This is a genomic window from Enterobacter sp. HK-058-C-ECC (assembly GCF_047531125.1).
In the GTDB taxonomy this organism is placed as follows: domain Bacteria; phylum Pseudomonadota; class Gammaproteobacteria; order Enterobacterales; family Enterobacteriaceae; genus Enterobacter; species Enterobacter quasiroggenkampii.
In genome coordinates this window covers 56,821-73,559 of the sequence record NZ_JBLKCH010000006.1, presented here as the reverse complement: position 1 = coordinate 73,559, position 16,739 = coordinate 56,821, and the positions used below count along the sequence as shown (strand labels likewise).

General features: G+C 59.3%; 15 protein-coding genes. 14 read left to right on the top strand and 1 reads right to left on the bottom strand.

Features of this window, described 5'->3' with window-relative positions; genetic code table 11:
* The first annotated feature begins 118 nt into the window (after positions 1 to 118).
* The 14 genes from hpaG (at position 119) to yjiA (ending at position 15,045) form a co-directional block, all read left to right on the top strand.
* Positions 119 to 1,396, top strand: a complete 1,278-nt coding sequence (gene hpaG, locus ACMWJS_RS13470) for a 4-hydroxyphenylacetate degradation bifunctional isomerase/decarboxylase (RefSeq protein ID WP_262808552.1) — start codon at positions 119 to 121, stop codon at positions 1,394 to 1,396.
* On the top strand, positions 1,393 to 2,859 hold the full coding sequence (gene hpaE, locus ACMWJS_RS13465; RefSeq protein WP_048225537.1) for a 5-carboxymethyl-2-hydroxymuconate semialdehyde dehydrogenase: 1,467 nt from the start codon (positions 1,393 to 1,395) through the stop codon (positions 2,857 to 2,859). The genes hpaG and hpaE overlap by 4 nt, the downstream gene beginning before the upstream one ends.
* 2 nt (positions 2,860 to 2,861) lie before the next feature.
* Entirely contained in the window at positions 2,862 to 3,713 is an 852-nt protein-coding gene (gene hpaD, locus ACMWJS_RS13460) for a 3,4-dihydroxyphenylacetate 2,3-dioxygenase (RefSeq protein ID WP_014830538.1), read from the top strand.
* A gap of 9 nt (positions 3,714 to 3,722) precedes the next feature.
* Complete coding sequence (locus ACMWJS_RS13455; RefSeq protein ID WP_167214099.1) at positions 3,723 to 4,103, top strand: 5-carboxymethyl-2-hydroxymuconate Delta-isomerase; 381 nt, start codon at positions 3,723 to 3,725, stop codon at positions 4,101 to 4,103.
* A gap of 105 nt (positions 4,104 to 4,208) precedes the next feature.
* Entirely contained in the window at positions 4,209 to 5,012 is an 804-nt protein-coding gene (gene hpaH / locus ACMWJS_RS13450) for a 2-oxo-hept-4-ene-1,7-dioate hydratase (RefSeq protein ID WP_024908290.1), read from the top strand.
* Positions 5,013 to 5,021: 9 nt separating this feature from the next.
* Positions 5,022 to 5,819, top strand: a complete 798-nt coding sequence (hpaI, locus tag ACMWJS_RS13445; RefSeq protein ID WP_045907712.1) for a 4-hydroxy-2-oxoheptanedioate aldolase — start codon at positions 5,022 to 5,024, stop codon at positions 5,817 to 5,819.
* 21 nt (positions 5,820 to 5,840) lie between these two features.
* Positions 5,841 to 7,193: a 4-hydroxyphenylacetate permease gene (gene hpaX / locus ACMWJS_RS13440; protein ID WP_063622611.1), complete on the top strand. Its 1,353-nt coding sequence runs from the start codon at positions 5,841 to 5,843 to the stop codon at positions 7,191 to 7,193.
* Positions 7,165 to 8,055: a 4-hydroxyphenylacetate catabolism regulatory protein HpaA gene (gene hpaA, locus ACMWJS_RS13435; protein ID WP_048028628.1), complete on the top strand. Its 891-nt coding sequence runs from the start codon at positions 7,165 to 7,167 to the stop codon at positions 8,053 to 8,055. The genes hpaX and hpaA overlap by 29 nt, the downstream gene beginning before the upstream one ends.
* A 196-nt stretch (positions 8,056 to 8,251) precedes the next feature.
* Entirely contained in the window at positions 8,252 to 9,814 is a 1,563-nt protein-coding gene (hpaB, locus tag ACMWJS_RS13430) for a 4-hydroxyphenylacetate 3-monooxygenase, oxygenase component (RefSeq protein WP_414747189.1), read from the top strand.
* Positions 9,815 to 9,831: 17 nt separating this feature from the next.
* Entirely contained in the window at positions 9,832 to 10,341 is a 510-nt protein-coding gene (locus ACMWJS_RS13425; protein WP_048028630.1) for a 4-hydroxyphenylacetate 3-monooxygenase reductase subunit, read from the top strand.
* Between the two features lie 177 nt (positions 10,342 to 10,518).
* Complete coding sequence (locus ACMWJS_RS13420) at positions 10,519 to 11,436, top strand: helix-turn-helix transcriptional regulator (protein WP_334755742.1); 918 nt, start codon at positions 10,519 to 10,521, stop codon at positions 11,434 to 11,436.
* 191 nt (positions 11,437 to 11,627) lie between these two features.
* Positions 11,628 to 13,781: a carbon starvation CstA family protein gene (locus ACMWJS_RS13415; RefSeq protein WP_024908297.1), complete on the top strand. Its 2,154-nt coding sequence runs from the start codon at positions 11,628 to 11,630 to the stop codon at positions 13,779 to 13,781.
* Between the two features lie 96 nt (positions 13,782 to 13,877).
* Positions 13,878 to 14,081 carry a YbdD/YjiX family protein gene (locus ACMWJS_RS13410; RefSeq protein WP_003856610.1) on the top strand — a complete coding sequence of 68 codons (204 nt, stop codon included), beginning with the start codon at positions 13,878 to 13,880 and terminating at the stop codon, positions 14,079 to 14,081.
* Positions 14,082 to 14,091: 10 nt separating this feature from the next.
* Positions 14,092 to 15,045 carry a GTPase gene (gene yjiA, locus ACMWJS_RS13405; RefSeq protein ID WP_063622614.1) on the top strand — a complete coding sequence of 318 codons (954 nt, stop codon included), beginning with the start codon at positions 14,092 to 14,094 and terminating at the stop codon, positions 15,043 to 15,045.
* Positions 15,046 to 15,113: 68 nt separating this feature from the next.
* Here the strand turns inward: yjiA and ACMWJS_RS13400 are convergent, their stop codons facing one another.
* A complete protein-coding gene (locus ACMWJS_RS13400; protein WP_414747188.1) occupies positions 15,114 to 16,472 on the bottom strand; it encodes an esterase-like activity of phytase family protein in 1,359 nt (452 codons plus the stop codon).
* Between the last annotated feature and the right edge of the window lie 267 nt (positions 16,473 to 16,739).

Genomic DNA, 16,739 nt, shown 5'->3' with positions numbered 1-16,739 from the left:
GTTATTCATATCACAAATTTTTCACTTCTGATTGCGAAATAAACAGCAAAAGCATAAAACCAGATCATTAACATATTAATGAAATCCAAACCGGACCTCCGGCCTGAGGAGTATGTGAATGAAAGGTACCGTTTTTGCCGTCGCCCTCAACCATCAAAGCCAGCGCGAAGCCTGGCGTGAGGCGTTTGAAAAAGCCCCCTACAACACGCCGCCGAAAACGGCGGTGTGGTTTATCAAACCGCATAACACCGTGATTCGCGCGGGCGAGCCCATTCCGTTCCCGCAGGGGGAAACGGTGCTGAGCGGCGCCACGGTCGCGCTGGTGGTCGGTAAAACCGCCAGCAAGGTGCGCGTGGAGGACGCCGCGGAATATATTGCGGGGTACGCGCTCGCCAACGAGGTGAGCCTGCCGGAAGAGAGCTTCTACCGCCCGGCCATCAAGGCCAAATGCCGGGACGGATTCTGCCCGCTTGGCGAACCGGTCGCCGTTGATAACGTGGATAACCTGACCATCATCACCGAGATCAACGGCCGCGAAGCGGACCACTGGAACACCGCCGATCTGCAGCGCAGCGCTGCCGAACTGCTGAGCGCCCTGAGCGAGTTCGCCACCCTTAATCCCGGCGATGCGATCCTGCTCGGTACCCCGCACAGCCGCGTTGAGATCCGCCCGGGCGATCGCGTGCGTATTCTGGCGGAGGGGTTTCCGCCGCTGGAAAACCCGGTGGTGGATGAACGCGACGTCGCTAACACACACCGCACGCCGCCGCACGCCACGCTGTTTGCCCTCGGTCTGAACTATGCCGATCACGCCAGCGAGCTGGACTTCAAGCCGCCCACCGAGCCGCTGGTCTTTATCAAAGCGCCGAACACCTTCAACGGCGACAACCAGACCTCGGTGCGCCCGAACAACGTCGAGTACATGCACTATGAAGCGGAGCTGGTGGTGGTCATCGGCAAAACGGCGCGTAAGGTGAGCGAAGCCGAGGCGATGGACTATGTTGCGGGCTATACGGTCTGCAACGACTACGCCATCCGCGACTACCTGGAAAACTACTACCGCCCGAACCTGCGGGTGAAAAGCCGCGACGGGCTGACCCCCATTTCCCCCAACATCGTGCCAAAAGAAGCCATTCCCGACCCGCACAACCTCGCCCTGCGCACCTTCGTCAACGGCGAGCTGCGCCAGGAAGGCACCACGGCGGATCTGATCTTCAGCATCCCGTACCTGATCGCCTACCTGAGCGACTTTATGACCCTGCAGCCGGGCGACATGATTGCCACCGGCACGCCGAAGGGGCTCTCCGACGTGGTGCCGGGCGATGAGGTGGTGGTGGAAGTGGAAGGCGTGGGACGCCTGGTGAACCGAATTGTGAGTGAGGAGACGGCAAAATGAAAAAGATTAACCATTGGATCAACGGTAAAAACGTCGCGGGCAGCGACTACTTCCACACCACTAACCCGGCCTCCGGCGAGGTCCTGGCAGAAGTGGCCTCCGGCGGTGAAGCCGAAATCCATCAGGCCGTTGCCGCCGCCAAAGAGGCGTTTCCGAAGTGGGCCAACCTGCCGATGAAGGAGCGCGCGCGCCTGATGCGTCGTCTGGGCGATCTGATCGACCAGAACGTGCCGGAGATCGCCGCCATGGAAACCGCCGATACCGGGCTGCCGATCCACCAGACCAAAAACGTGCTGATCCCGCGCGCCTCGCACAACTTCGAATTTTTCGCCGAGGTGTGCCAGCAAATGAACGGCAAGACCTACCCGGTTGACGACAAGATGCTCAACTACACCCTGGTGCAGCCGGTGGGCGTCTGCGCGCTGGTGTCGCCGTGGAACGTGCCGTTTATGACCGCCACCTGGAAGGTCGCGCCCTGTCTGGCCTTAGGTAATACCGCGGTGCTGAAGATGTCCGAGCTCTCCCCGCTGACCGCCGACCGTCTGGGCGAACTGGCCCTCGAAGCGGGTATTCCGGCGGGCGTGCTGAACGTCGTTCAGGGCTACGGCGCGACGGCAGGCGATGCGCTGGTGCGGCATCACGACGTGCGCGCGGTCTCTTTCACCGGCGGCACCGCCACCGGGCGCAACATCATGAAAAACGCCGGGCTGAAGAAGTACTCCATGGAGCTGGGCGGCAAATCCCCGGTACTGATTTTTGAAGACGCGGATATCGAGCGCGCGCTGGACGCCGCCCTGTTCACTATCTTCTCCATCAACGGCGAGCGCTGCACCGCGGGCTCGCGCATCTTTATCCAGCAGAGCATCTACCCGGAATTCGTCAAGCGCTTTGCCGAGCGCGCCAACCGCCTGCGCGTGGGCGACCCGACCGATCCAAATACCCAGATTGGCGCGCTGATTAGCCAGCAGCACTGGGAGAAAGTCTCCGGCTATATCCGCCTCGGCATCGAGGAAGGCGCAACCCTGCTGGCGGGCGGCCCGGACAAACCGGTCGACCTGCCTGCACACCTGAAAGGCGGCAACTTCCTGCGCCCGACCGTGCTGGCGGATGTTGATAACCGCATGCGCGTGGCGCAGGAGGAGATCTTCGGGCCGGTGGCCTGCCTGCTGCCGTTCAAGGACGAAGCGGAAGGGCTGCGCCTGGCCAACGACGTGGAGTACGGCCTGGCGTCGTACATCTGGACCCAGGACGTCAGCAAGGTACTCCGTCTGGCGCGCAATATCGAAGCGGGCATGGTGTTCGTCAACACCCAGAACGTGCGCGACCTGCGCCAGCCGTTTGGCGGCGTGAAGGCCTCCGGCACCGGCCGCGAGGGGGGCGAGTACAGCTTCGAGGTGTTCGCGGAGATGAAGAACGTCTGCATCTCCATGGGCGACCATCCGATTCCAAAGTGGGGGATCTGAAAATGGGTAAATTAGCGTTAGCGGCAAAAATCACCCACGTGCCGTCGATGTATCTCTCCGAACTGCCGGGTAAAAACCACGGCTGCCGCCAGGGCGCTATCGACGGACATAAAGAGATCAGCAAGCGCTGCCGGGAGCTGGGCGTCGATACCATTATCGTCTTCGACACTCACTGGCTGGTGAATAGCGCCTACCACATCAACTGTGCGGACCATTTTTCGGGCGTCTACACCAGCAACGAGCTGCCGCACTTTATCCGCGACATGACTTACGACTACGACGGCAACCCGGAACTCGGCCAGCTGATTGCCGACGAGGCGGTGAAGCTTGGCGTGCGCGCCAAAGCGCACAACATTCCGAGCCTGAAGCTCGAGTACGGCACGCTGGTGCCGATGCGCTACATGAACGCGGATAAGCACTTCAAAGTGGTCTCCATCTCGGCGTTCTGCACGGTTCACGACTTCGCCGACAGCCGCAGGCTGGGCGAGGCCATCGTCAGCGCCATTGAAAAATACGACGGCACCGTGGCGGTGCTCGCCAGCGGCTCGCTGTCGCACCGCTTTATTGACGACCAGCGCGCGGAAGAAGGGATGAACAGCTACACCCGCGAGTTCGACCGCCAGATGGACGAGCGCGTGGTGAAGCTGTGGCGCGAGGGTCAGTTCAAAGAATTCTGCAGCATGCTGCCGGAGTACGCCGACTACTGCTACGGCGAGGGCAATATGCACGACACGGTGATGCTGCTGGGCATGCTCGGCTGGGACAAATACGACGGCAAGGTGGAGTTTCTCACCGAGCTGTTCGCCAGCTCCGGCACCGGCCAGGTCAACGCCGTTTTCCCCCTGCCCGCGTAAGGAGCCACCATGCCGCACTTTATTGCTGAATGTACCGACAACATCCGCGAGCAGGCCGACCTGCCGGCGCTGTTCGCCAAAGTGAACGAGGCGCTCGCCGCCACGGGCATCTTCCCGCTCGGCGGTATCCGCAGCCGCGCCCACTGGCTGGACACCTGGCAGATGGCCGACGGCAAGCACGATTACGCCTTTGTCCATATGACGCTGAAGATTGGTGCCGGGCGCAGCCTGGAGAGCCGGGAGGCCGTGGGGGAGATGCTGTTTGAGCTTATCAAAGCGCACTTCGCGGAGCTGATGGCGAGCCGCTACCTGGCGCTGTCGTTTGAGCTCGACGAGCTGCACCCGACGCTCAATTACAAACAGAACAACGTGCACACGTTGTTTAAGTAGCCGTCTGCTTGCCCGGTGGCGCTTCGCTTACCGGGCCTACAACGGCTCGAACGTAGGCCGGGTAAGCGAAGCGCCACCCGGCAACAGCCGCATAAAGGATACGCCATGCTCGACAAACATACCCATACCCTGATCGCCCATCGTCTGCATCAGGCGGAACAGTCCCGGGAGCAGATCCGCGCGATCTCGCTGGACTATCCGGAGATTACGATTGAAGACGCCTACGCCGTCCAGCGCGAATGGGTGAGCCTGAAGATCGCCGAAGGCCGCGTGCTGAAGGGCCACAAGATCGGCCTCACCTCTAAAGCGATGCAGGCCAGCTCGCAGATCAGCGAGCCGGACTACGGCGCGCTGCTGGACGACATGTTCTTCCATGACGGCAGCGACATTCCCGTCGATCGCTTTATCGTCCCGCGCATTGAAGTGGAGCTGGCGTTCGTGCTGGCAAAACCGCTGCGCGGCCCGAACTGCACGATCTTCGACGTCTATAACGCCACGGATTACGTCATCCCCGCGCTGGAGCTGATCGACGCCCGCTGCCACAACGTCGACCCGGAGACCCAGCGTCCGCGCAAGGTCTTCGACACCATCTCCGATAACGCCGCCAACGCGGGCGTGATCCTCGGCGGCCGTCCGATTAAGCCCGACGAGCTGGACCTGCGCTGGATCTCCGCCCTGCTCTACCGCAACGGCGTGATCGAAGAGACCGGCGTGGCCGCAGGCGTCCTGAACCACCCGGCCAACGGCGTGGCGTGGCTGGCCAACAAGCTTGCGCCGTACGACGTGCAGCTTGAGCCTGGCCAAATCATTCTCGGCGGCTCGTTTACCCGCCCGGTGCCCGCCAGCAGAGGCGACACCTTCCACGTCGATTACGGCAACATGGGCTCCATCAGCTGCCGCTTTGTCTAGGAGAGCACGATGCAAAACGCATTTAAAGCGGCGCTAAAAGCAGGCCGTCCGCAAATTGGATTATGGCTGGGGCTGACCAGCAGCTACAGCGCCGAGCTGCTGGCCGGAGCAGGATTCGACTGGCTGCTGATCGACGGCGAGCACGCGCCGAACAGCGTGCAGACCGTCTTAACCCAGCTGCAGGCTATCGCCCCTTATCCCAGCCAGCCGGTGGTCCGCCCGTCGTGGAACGACCCTGTGCAGATCAAACAGCTGCTGGACGTGGGTGCGCAAACCCTGCTGGTGCCGATGGTGCAAAACGCCGACGAAGCGCGGCTGGCGGTACGTGCCACCCGCTACCCGCCTGCGGGCATTCGCGGGGTGGGCAGCGCCCTGGCGCGCGCGTCGCGCTGGAACCGCATTCCCGATTACCTGCAGCAGGCCAACGACGCCATGTGCGTGCTGGTGCAGATTGAAACCCGCGAGGCGCTGAAAAATCTGCCGCAGATCCTGGACGTGGAAGGCGTCGACGGCGTGTTTATCGGCCCGGCGGATCTGAGCGCCGACATGGGCTTTGCCGGCAATCCGCAGCACCCGGAGGTGCAGGCCGCCATTGAGCAGGCGATCGCGCAGATACGCGCTGCCGGTAAAGCTCCCGGCATCCTGATGGCGAATGAACCGCTGGCAAAACGCTATCTTGAGCTCGGCGCGCTGTTTGTTGCCGTCGGGGTCGACACTACCCTGCTTGCCCGCGGCGCGGAAGCGTTGGCGGCACGCTTTATCGAAACACCGGTTACGTCAGTTCATAACAATAAATCCGTCTACTAAACGTAAGATCTGGAGCGCACCATGACGACCTCTACCCTGCAAACGCATGATAATAAAGCTGTTGAACACCGCGTCATTCACAAGCTGTTCCGACGCCTGATCGTCTTTCTCTTTATCCTGTTTGTCTTCTCGTTCCTCGATCGCATCAACATCGGCTTCGCCGGGCTGACAATGGGTAAAGATCTGGGCCTCACGTCAACCATGTTTGGCCTGGCCGCGACGCTGTTTTACGTCACCTACGTGCTGTGCGGCATCCCGAGCAACATCATGCTGGCGAAGATCGGCGCACGCCGCTGGATCGCCGGGATCATGGTGGTATGGGGTATTGCCTCTACCTGCACCATGTTCGCCACCAGCCCCGAAACCCTTTACGTCCTTCGCATGCTGGTGGGCATTGCCGAAGCCGGTTTCCTGCCGGGTATTCTGGTCTATCTCACCTGGTGGTTCCCGGCCTATCACCGCGCCCGCGCCAACGCGCTGTTTATGATTGCTATGCCGGTCACCATGATGCTCGGCTCGATCCTCTCCGGCTACATTCTGGCGATGGACGGACTGTGGAACCTCAAGGGCTGGCAGTGGCTGTTCCTGCTGGAAGGGCTGCCGTCAGTGGTGCTCGGCGTGGTGACCTGGTTTTACCTCAACGACACGCCGGACCAGGCCACCTGGCTGGATGAGGACGAAAAGCAGGCGCTCAAAACGATGATCGCCCGCGAGCAGGAGGTCGCGATTGCCCAATCCGTCACGCCGCGTTCGACGCTGCGCGAGGTGCTGACCCCGGCGGTGCTGCTCTACACGCTGGCCTACTTCTGCCTGACCAATACGCTGAGTGCGATCAACATCTGGACGCCGCAGATCCTGCAAAGCTTCAATACGGGCAGCAGCAACATCGTCATCGGCCTGCTGGCGGCGATCCCGCAGTTCTGCACCATCCTCGGGATGATCTGGTGGAGCCGCCGTTCCGACAGGCTGAAAGAGCGAAAAAAGCACACCATCCTGCCGTACCTGTTCGCCGCGGCGGGATGGATGCTGGCCTCCGCGACGGATCACAGCCTGATCCAGCTGCTTGGCATCATCATGGCCTCAACCGGATCGTTTACCGCCATGGCGATATTCTGGACCACGCCGGATCGGGTTATTAGCCTGCAGTCCCGCGCGGTGGCGCTGGCGGTGATCAACGCCATCGGCAACGTCGGCTCCGCCGTCAGCCCGCTGCTGATTGGGATCCTGCGCGACGCGACCGGCAGCTTCAGCTCGGGGCTGTGGTTTGTGGCCGGGCTGCTGGTGGTCGGCGCGCTGGTGCTGACGCGCATTCCGATGACGCAGCGGGATCAACAGAGGAACGATCATGTGCCAGAACCCTATCGCCAACATTGATATCAGCAAGGAGTACGACGAAAGTCTGGGCACCGACGATGTGCACTACCAGTCGTTCGCCCGCATGGCGGCCTTTTTTGGCCGCGACATGCAGGCGCATCGTCACGACCAGTACTTTCAGATGCACTTTCTCGATACCGGGCAAATCGAGCTCCAGCTCGACGATCACCGCTACTCGGTGCAGGCGCCGCTGTTCGTCCTCACGCCGCCGTCGGTGCCGCACGCGTTTATCACCGAATCCGACAGCGACGGTCACGTGCTGACGGTGCGCGAGGATCTCATCTGGCCGCTGCTGGAGGTGCTCTACCCCGGCACGCGGGAGGCGTTTGGCCTGCCGGGGATCTGCCTCTCGCTTGCCGACAAGCCGGACGAGCTGGCGGCGCTGAAGCACTACTGGCAGCTGATTGCCCGGGAATCCACGGAGCAGCTGCCCGGGCGCGAGCATACTCTGGTCCTGCTGGCCCAGGCGGTGTTTACCCTGCTGCTGCGCAACGCGAAGCTCGACGACCACGCCTCAGGCGGCATGCGCGGCGAGCTGAAGCTGTTCCAGCGCTTTACCCAGTTGATCGACACCCACTACCATCAGCACTGGACGGTGCCGGAATACGCCAGCGAGCTGCACCTGACCGAATCTCGCCTGACCGATATCTGCCGCCGCTTCGCCAACCGCCCGCCAAAACGCCTGATCTTCGACCGCCAGCTGCGGGAGGCCAGGCGCCTGCTGCTCTTCTCCGACAGCACCGTCAGCGAGATTGCCTGGCAGCTGGGGTTCAAAGATCCGGCCTATTTCGCCCGCTTTTTTAACCGCTTAGTGGGATGCTCGCCCAGCGCGTATCGGGCGCAGAAAGTACCGGTTTCCTGAACGCATCACGGTTCGTAGGGTGGGTAAGCGCAGCGCCACCCGCCGAAAAGCCGCACAGATCACAAAACCACATCCCACCCGAAAAGTACCCGTCGTTGTCCCAAACGTCCCTTCACGTTACGTCCCTCTCAGGCTTCAATTAAACAACAAAAACAAAACATAAATTTAACAAACCTATTCCGATACGAGGTCCCCTATGAAGCCTGAAGAGTTCCGCGCTGATGCCAAACGTCCGTTAACCGGTGAAGAGTATTTAAAAAGCCTGCAGGACGGTCGTGAGATTTATATCTACGGCGAGCGCGTCAAAGACGTCACCACCCATCCGGCATTTCGCAATGCGGCGGCCTCCATCGCGCAGATGTACGACGCGCTGCACAAGCCGGACATGCAGGACACGCTGTGCTGGGGCACCGACACCGGCAGCGGCGGCTATACCCACAAGTTCTTCCGCGTGGCGAAAAGCGCCGACGACCTGCGCCAGCAGCGCGATGCCATCGCCGAGTGGTCGCGACTGAGCTACGGCTGGATGGGCCGCACGCCGGACTATAAAGCCGCGTTCGGTTGTGCGCTGGGCGCCAACCCGACCTTCTACGGCCAGTTCGAGCAGAACGCCCGGAACTGGTACACCCGCATTCAGGAAACCGGCCTGTACTTCAACCACGCCATCGTTAACCCGCCGATCGACCGCCACAAGCCAGCGGACGAGGTAAAAGACGTCTACATCAAGCTGGAGAAAGAGACCGACGCCGGGATTATCGTCAGCGGCGCGAAAGTGGTGGCCACCAACTCCGCCCTGACCCACTACAACATGATCGGCTTTGGATCTGCGCAGGTGATGGGCGAAAACCCGGACTTCGCGCTGATGTTCGTCGCGCCGATGGATGCCGAGGGCGTGAAGCTGATCTCCCGCGCCTCCTACGAGATGGTGGCAGGCGCAACCGGATCCCCGTACGACTATCCGCTCTCCAGCCGCTTTGACGAGAACGATGCCATCCTGGTGATGGATCACGTGCTTATCCCGTGGGAAAACGTGCTGATCTACCGCGATTTCGACCGCTGCCGCCGCTGGACGATGGAAGGCGGCTTTGCGCGAATGTACCCGCTGCAGGCCTGCGTGCGTCTGGCGGTGAAGCTCGACTTCATCACCGCCCTGCTGAAGAAATCCCTGGAGTGTACCGGCACCCTGGAGTTCCGCGGCGTGCAGGCGGATCTCGGCGAAGTGGTGGCATGGCGCAACATGTTCTGGGCGCTGAGCGACTCCATGTGTTCCGAAGCCACGCCGTGGGTCAACGGTGCGTATCTTCCTGACCACGCGGCGTTGCAGACCTACCGCGTGATGGCCCCGATGGCCTACGCGAAGATCAAGAACATCATCGAGCGTAACGTCACCTCCGGGCTGATCTACCTGCCGTCCAGCGCCCGGGATCTGAACAACCCGCAGATCGACCAGTATCTGGCGAAATACGTGCGCGGCTCCAACGGCATGGATCACGTCGAACGCATCAAGATTTTGAAACTGATGTGGGATGCCATCGGCAGCGAGTTTGGCGGTCGTCACGAGCTGTACGAAATTAACTACTCCGGCAGCCAGGATGAGATCCGCCTGCAGTGTCTGCGCCAGGCGCAGAGCTCCGGCAACATGGACAAGATGATGGCGATGGTCGACCGCTGCATGTCCGAATACGACCAACACGGCTGGACGGTGCCGCACCTGCACAATAACAGCGATATCAACATGCTGGATAAGCTGCTGAAATAGCGCAGCGGGAGGTTTTCATGCAATCAGAACAACGCCTGCGTTTTCGCGACGCGATGGCCAGCCTGTCGGCCGCGGTCAATGTTGTCACCACCGAGGGTGAGGCCGGACGCTGCGGCATCACCGCCACCGCTGTCTGCTCGGTCACGGACACCCCGCCGTCGGTGATGGTATGCATCAACGCCAACAGCGCCATGAACCCGGTATTCCAGGGCAACGGCAGGCTGTGCGTTAACGTGCTGAACCACGAACAGGAGATCATGGCTCGCCATTTCGCCGGGATGACCGGAATGACGATGGAGGATCGCTTTGCCCTCTCTTGCTGGCAGAAAGGCCCGCTGGCGCAGCCGGTGCTCAAGGGCGCGCTGGCCAGCCTTGAAGGCGAAATAAGCCAGGTGCAAACCATCGGCACGCATCTGGTTTATCTTGTTGAAATTAAAAACATCATCCTGAGTGATGCGGGCCACGGCCTGATCTACTTCAGGCGACGTTTCCACCCGGTCATGCTGGAGGCGGAAGCCGCCGTGTGATCTCCCTCGCGCTGGCCTTTTTTCCGCCCAGCGCCGCTTTCTGCAAAAACTCCTAAGGTTTCCGCTAAATCACGCCGTTATATACCCATAAGAGAAATTTTCTGTGCCTGAATACTGACAGGTTGTGTCAGTGCCCCCGCATCATTCAGCGCATGCCTATATATACAGGATGACCTTATGGCTAAAACGACGCGGAGCCGCTCGGCTGAACGTCTGGTCGATATTCTCCTTGAGCTACATTTAAACGGTGTGGTAAACCGCAGTGCGCTAATGGAGAAATTTAAAATTACCGAGCGCACCGTCTATCGGGATTTAAATGCACTCTCTCCCATTGTTGAACATACCGGTAACGGGCTATATCGTCTGATTCATTCTGCACAATCGCCCGGCGGACAAGGATTGCACCACACTCTGGCTAACTTTCTGAATGCCGACAGCTTTTTCCCTGAAAGAAATACGGAATTCTGGCAAAAGCTTGAGACGCGCGTAGACGAAAACCATATTCTTATTCTTGGTAATGAAGCGGAACACACGTTAGAACGCGATATTCGCCGTCATTTAACGAAAGTCGAGAAATCGATTAAAAACCATAATGTTTGCCAGATCGTTTATAAGGGCAAAACCCGCCTGATTAATCCCTATAAACTCATTAACAAAAAAAATATATGGTATTTACAAGCCACCGAAAATAGCCGGCTGAAATCCTTCTCATTAAGCCAGATTAGCTGGTTTGATATTCAGAAAACGACCTTCACTCCCGAAGAAAATGTCCTTGAGCTGCTGGAAAAAAGCCTTGATCCCTGGGTGTCCGAAGATACTTTCTCAGTGAAAATATTCATTAAAGATAATATTTCACATTACTTCCTGCGCCGCGATCTTCTGCCGGAACAGGAGTTGGTGGAGGAGCAACAGGGCGGCGTCACGCTGCGCTGCCAGGCGGCCCACGAGAACCAGATCCTGCCGCTGCTGTTCTACTGGCTCCCCCATATTCAGATACTGGAACCGAGCTGGCTGAAGGAGAAGCTCATCAGGACGCTGGAAAGCTATCTGGCCGTGGAGCGTACCCCGAATAATCAAGTGATCTCAATCACATAATTTCGCCCACTGGCGGCGAGCCGAAACCGCTCGTCGCCGCCTTTGACCGCTCACCCGGCACTTTCAACCACTCATTCATTTACCGTCCTTTACGCGCGCGTTGATCTGGCACGATCGCTCCAGCATTAATCAATACCTCCTCACAACGAACCCTGACCCTTTTTTCTTTACATAAAAAACCAGGTCTTACTATGGATACTAAAAAACTTCTGAAGCACGTGCCCTGGGCCTTACTCGGGATCCTCGGCGCTTTTTGTCTGGCGGTTGTCGCATTACGCCGGGGCGAACACGTAAGCGCCCTGTGGATCGTGGTCGCGTCGGTTTCCGTCTATCTTGTGGCTTATCGCTACTACAGCTTATACATCGCGCAGAAGGTCATGAAGCTCGACCCGACGCGTGCCACCCCGGCGGTCATTAACAATGACGGCCTGAACTACGTGCCAACCAACCGCTACGTGCTGTTTGGTCATCACTTTGCCGCGATCGCCGGTGCGGGCCCGCTGGTCGGCCCGGTACTGGCCGCGCAGATGGGCTACCTGCCGGGTACGCTCTGGCTGCTGGCGGGCGTGGTGCTGGCGGGTGCGGTGCAGGACTTCATGGTGCTGTTTATCTCTTCTCGCCGTAACGGCGCCTCTCTGGGTGAGATGGTCAAAGAGGAGATGGGCCGCGTGCCGGGAACTATCGCCCTGTTCGGTTGCTTCCTGATCATGATCATCATCCTTGCGGTGCTGGCCCTGATCGTGGTGAAAGCGCTGGCCGAAAGCCCGTGGGGTGTCTTCACCGTCTGCTCTACCGTACCGATTGCGCTGTTCATGGGGATCTACATGCGATTCCTGCGTCCGGGACGCGTGGGTGAAGTGTCGGTGATTGGTATCGTGCTGCTGGTCGCCTCCATCTACTTCGGCGGCGTGATTGCGCACGACCCGTACTGGGGCCCGGCGCTGACCTTCAAGGACACGACTATCACCTTCGCGCTGATTGGCTATGCGTTTATCTCCGCGCTGCTGCCGGTCTGGCTGATTCTGGCCCCGCGTGACTACCTGGCCACCTTCCTTAAAATCGGCGTTATCGTTGGTCTGGCGATCGGCATCCTGCTGATCAACCCGGATCTGAAAATGCCTGCGGTAACGCAGTACATCGACGGTACCGGTCCGCTGTGGAAAGGCGCTCTGTTCCCGTTCCTGTTCATCACCATTGCCTGCGGTGCGGTCTCCGGCTTCCACGCCCTGATCTCCTCCGGTACCACGCCTAAGCTGCTGGCGAACGAGAAAGACGCACGTCTGATCGGCTACGGCGCGATGCTGATGGAGTCCTTCGTGGCGATCATGGCACTGGTTGCCGCGTCCATCATCGAACCGGGTCTGTACTTTGCGATGAACACCCCACCGGCGGGTCTTGGCATTACTATGCCTAACCTGCACGAGATGGGCGGCGACAACGCGGCGCTGATTATGGCGCAACTGAAAGACGCCAGCGCACACGCGGCGGCGACCGTCAGCTCCTGGGGCTTTGTGATTTCGCCTGAGCAGATCATGCAGACCGCGAAGGACATCGGCGAACCGTCCGTGCTGAACCGCGCCGGTGGCGCACCGACGCTGGCTGTCGGTATCGCACACGTGTTCCACAAAGTGCTGCCGTGGGCGGACATGGGCTTCTGGTACCACTTCGGTATTCTGTTCGAAGCGCTGTTCATCCTGACCGCGCTGGACGCCGGTACCCGTGCGGGCCGCTTCATGCTGCAGGATCTGCTCGGTAACTTCGTGCCGTTCCTGAAGAAAACCGACTCTCTGGTGGCGGGCATTCTGGGTACGGCGGGCTGCGTCGGCCTCTGGGGCTACCTGCTGTATCAGGGCGTTGTCGACCCGCTCGGCGGCGTGAAGAGCCTGTGGCCGCTGTTCGGTATCTCTAACCAGATGCTGGCTGCCGTGGCGCTGGTGCTCGGCACCGTGGTACTGGTGAAGATGAAGCGCACCAAATACATCTGGGTCACCGTGGTGCCTGCGCTGTGGCTGCTGCTCTGCACCACCTGGGCGCTTGGCCTGAAGCTGTTCAGCGCCAACCCGCAGCTGGAAGGCTTCTTCTTCATGGCTAACCAGTACAAAGAGAAGATTGCCGCAGGCGGCGCAGACCTGACTGCCCAGCAGATTGCCAACATGAACCATATCGTGGTGAACAACTACACCAACGCGGGTCTGAGCATTCTGTTCCTGGTGGTGGTGTACAGCATTATCTTCTACGGCATCAAAACCTGGTTGAAAGTGCGTAACGCTGAAGGCCGTACGGATAAAGAAACCCCGTACGTACCGGTGCCGGAAGGCGGCGTGAAGACCTCTTCACACCACTAAAACAATGGCGGGTGGCGCTGCGCTGACCCGCCCTACAATGGTACTGTAGGCCCGGATCGCTGCGCGCCACCGGGCTTCTTCTATCTGGAACCCTCAATGTTTGGTAACTTAGGCGAAGCAAAAAAATACCTCGGTCAGGCGGCGAAAATGCTGATTGGCATTCCGGACTATGACAACTACGTTGAGCATATGAAGACCAACCATCCGGATAAGCCATACATGACCTACACCGAATTCTTCCGCGAGCGTCAGGAAGCGCGCTACGGCGGAAGTGGAGAAGGCGGCGTCCGCTGCTGCTAAAGGAGAGACCATGACCCCGATTGCCGTTACCCTGCTGACCGGTTTCCTCGGCGCCGGTAAAACTACCCTGCTGCGCCACATTCTGAACGAGCAGCACGGCTTCAAAATCGCCGTCATCGAAAACGAATTTGGCGAAGTCTCCGTAGACGACCAGCTGATTGGCGATCGCGCCACGCAGATCAAAACCCTGACCAACGGCTGCATCTGCTGCACCCGCTCTAACGAGCTGGAAGACGCCCTGCTGGACCTGCTCGACAGCCGCGATCGCGGTGAAATCGACTTTGACCGTCTGGTGATCGAGTGCACCGGCATGGCCGACCCCGGCCCGATTATTCAGACCTTTTTCTCCCATGAGATCCTTTGCCAACGCTACCTGCTGGACGGCGTCATTGCCCTGGTCGATGCGGTCCACGCGGACGAGCAGATGAACCAGTTCACCATCGCCCAGTCTCAGGTGGGCTACGCCGACCGCATCCTGCTGACCAAAACCGACGTGGCGGGCGAAAGCGTTAAGCTTCGCGAGCGCCTGACGCGCATCAACTCCCGCGCGCCAATTTACACGGTGACGCACGGCGATATCGACCTGTCTCAGCTGTTCAACACCAACGGCTTTATGCTGGAGGAGAATGTCACCGCGAAACCGCGCTTCCACTTTATGGGAGACAAGCAAAACGACGTGGCGTCAATTGTGGTGGAGCTGGATTATCCGGTGGATATCAGCGAAGTCTCCCGCGTAATGGAGAACCTGCTGCTGTCGTTTGCCGACAAGCTGCTGCGCTACAAGGGGATGCTGTGGATTGACGGCGAGCCCAACCGCCTGCTGTTCCAGGGCGTGCAGCGCCTGTACAGCGCCGACTGGGACCGACCGTGGGGCGATGAACCGCCGCACAGCGTGATGGTGTTTATTGGCATCCAACTGCCGGAAGAGGAGATTCGGGCGGCGTTTGCGGGTCTGAAGAAATAGCCTCCCCGCTTAACTATGCGCTCCGAACAATTCCCTCTCCCCTGTGGGGAGAGGGGTGAGCGGTAAACTTATTTCACCGCCTCCGGCAGCGTCACAATCCATAACTCGCTGTCGGACTCCGGCTTCTTCAGCGGCTTCACGCTGAGCGTGGTTTCCACCGGTTTATCATCCAGCGTCAGCTTGCCTTCCGCGTTTACCCGGTAATCCTTGAGCTTCTTGCCCTCGACCGGGTTTTGCATCGCGACCTTCACGCCAAAATCGTTATCGTTCGCCACCGCAAGCGTTTTGCTGTCAATCAGCGCCAGTCCTTCAGCCTTCTCCTGCTGCCAGCCCAGCGCGCGGAGATCGGCCACCTGCGTTTTTGCTGCAAGCGTAATGCCGCGCTGCGCCAGGGTTTTCTCATCATCAAACTCCGGGTACTCGCCCGGCTTGTCAAAGGCGGAAAGATCGCTCGCCTTGCTGAGATCCACCTTGTAAATCAGGTTACGCATTCCGTCGTTTTTATCGCTTCCCTGCTCAATCAGCAGGATGTGCTGATTATCGAGCGCCACGATGTCGCCGATTTTGGCGTCGCTATTTTTGTCGTAGGCCGCGCTGTCGATAGGGTAACCGTACATCGCGGTTTTGCCGGTCGCCGGATCAAAGCTCACCAGACGGGTGAACAGCGCCTGCTTTTTGCTCTTACCGTCGATGTCCAGCGTGCTCTGCACCGCGGCGATAATCCGTCCGTCCGGCATCCGGGTCAGGCCTTCAAAGCCCCGGTTGGGCTGGCGCCATTTGATGATGTTTGGCAGACCGCCCGCGATGGATTTTTCCCCTTCCGCGGCCTGCGGCCCGTGGATCGCAAGGATTTTGCCTTTGCTGTCGACGTTAATCAGGAACGGGCCGTACTCGTCGCACAGCCAGTAGCCGCCTTTGCCGTCCGGCGTGATGCCTTCCGTATCCAGTCCGCGGTTGTCACCCTTGAGCGTCTTTAAGGTATCGCTGAACGCCACTTCATTGGTGGAACCAATCACGCCGCTTTGCAGCGGCAGACCGTTAATCTCACCTTTATCGTCATGCAGCGGGCGGGCATCAACCGCCTCCGCTTTGCCGTTCTGGACGCGGATGGTCATCAGCAGCGGCGCGAAATCTGGCGTGACAAATATTTTGGCTTCGTTTTTACCCATTTTTGGCGCATCAGCGTTGGGACCGCGATCGGTCACGGTCGCAAACGTCAGGGCATCGCCCTGCTTGCCCGTAAACAGCAGGCCAGAGCCAATCCCCACCGGGAGCCCGTTCGGGAACGCATCGGCAAACGCGCCGCTGTATTTCACATGGGAGTCCTCAGGGAAGCTGACGACATAGCGCTCAGCGGTAGGCTGTGCCGCCAGGCCAGAGAAAGAGAGCGCACAACCGATAAGCACAGGAATAATTTTTCTTTTCATATTGTTAGCATCCAGTAAGTGAAGCCAACAACGTAAAGAATAAACGTGTCAGAAAAATGACATGGAAAGGCAATCGGCATGGGCGAGTGAACGTATATTCATTGCCCGGAAATGTAAGGTTATGTTGTATTGTGTGTCATCTGAAATACTTTTGGAAATTATTAGAAACTCAATTAATTCGCCTCTAATCACTATCCCTTCCTCGTTCAGTTTATGTTTAGTCAAAAAATTAAACGGTGCCTAAACGTCCGAACATCACGCGTTGAC

Coding starts and splice junctions, on each gene's coding strand:
- ACMWJS_RS13420 (WP_334755742.1), top strand. CDS start 10,519: ATGGCTAAAACGACGCGGAGCCGCTCGGCTGAACGTCTGGTCGATATT.
- hpaB (WP_414747189.1), top strand. CDS start 8,252: ATGAAGCCTGAAGAGTTCCGCGCTGATGCCAAACGTCCGTTAACCGGT.
- hpaG (WP_262808552.1), top strand. CDS start 119: ATGAAAGGTACCGTTTTTGCCGTCGCCCTCAACCATCAAAGCCAGCGC.
- hpaI (WP_045907712.1), top strand. CDS start 5,022: ATGCAAAACGCATTTAAAGCGGCGCTAAAAGCAGGCCGTCCGCAAATT.
- ACMWJS_RS13425 (WP_048028630.1), top strand. CDS start 9,832: ATGCAATCAGAACAACGCCTGCGTTTTCGCGACGCGATGGCCAGCCTG.
- yjiA (WP_063622614.1), top strand. CDS start 14,092: ATGACCCCGATTGCCGTTACCCTGCTGACCGGTTTCCTCGGCGCCGGT.
- ACMWJS_RS13410 (WP_003856610.1), top strand. CDS start 13,878: ATGTTTGGTAACTTAGGCGAAGCAAAAAAATACCTCGGTCAGGCGGCG.
- ACMWJS_RS13400 (WP_414747188.1), bottom strand. CDS start 16,472: ATGAAAAGAAAAATTATTCCTGTGCTTATCGGTTGTGCGCTCTCTTTC.
- hpaD (WP_014830538.1), top strand. CDS start 2,862: ATGGGTAAATTAGCGTTAGCGGCAAAAATCACCCACGTGCCGTCGATG.
- ACMWJS_RS13415 (WP_024908297.1), top strand. CDS start 11,628: ATGGATACTAAAAAACTTCTGAAGCACGTGCCCTGGGCCTTACTCGGG.
- hpaA (WP_048028628.1), top strand. CDS start 7,165: ATGTGCCAGAACCCTATCGCCAACATTGATATCAGCAAGGAGTACGAC.
- hpaX (WP_063622611.1), top strand. CDS start 5,841: ATGACGACCTCTACCCTGCAAACGCATGATAATAAAGCTGTTGAACAC.
- ACMWJS_RS13455 (WP_167214099.1), top strand. CDS start 3,723: ATGCCGCACTTTATTGCTGAATGTACCGACAACATCCGCGAGCAGGCC.
- hpaE (WP_048225537.1), top strand. CDS start 1,393: ATGAAAAAGATTAACCATTGGATCAACGGTAAAAACGTCGCGGGCAGC.
- hpaH (WP_024908290.1), top strand. CDS start 4,209: ATGCTCGACAAACATACCCATACCCTGATCGCCCATCGTCTGCATCAG.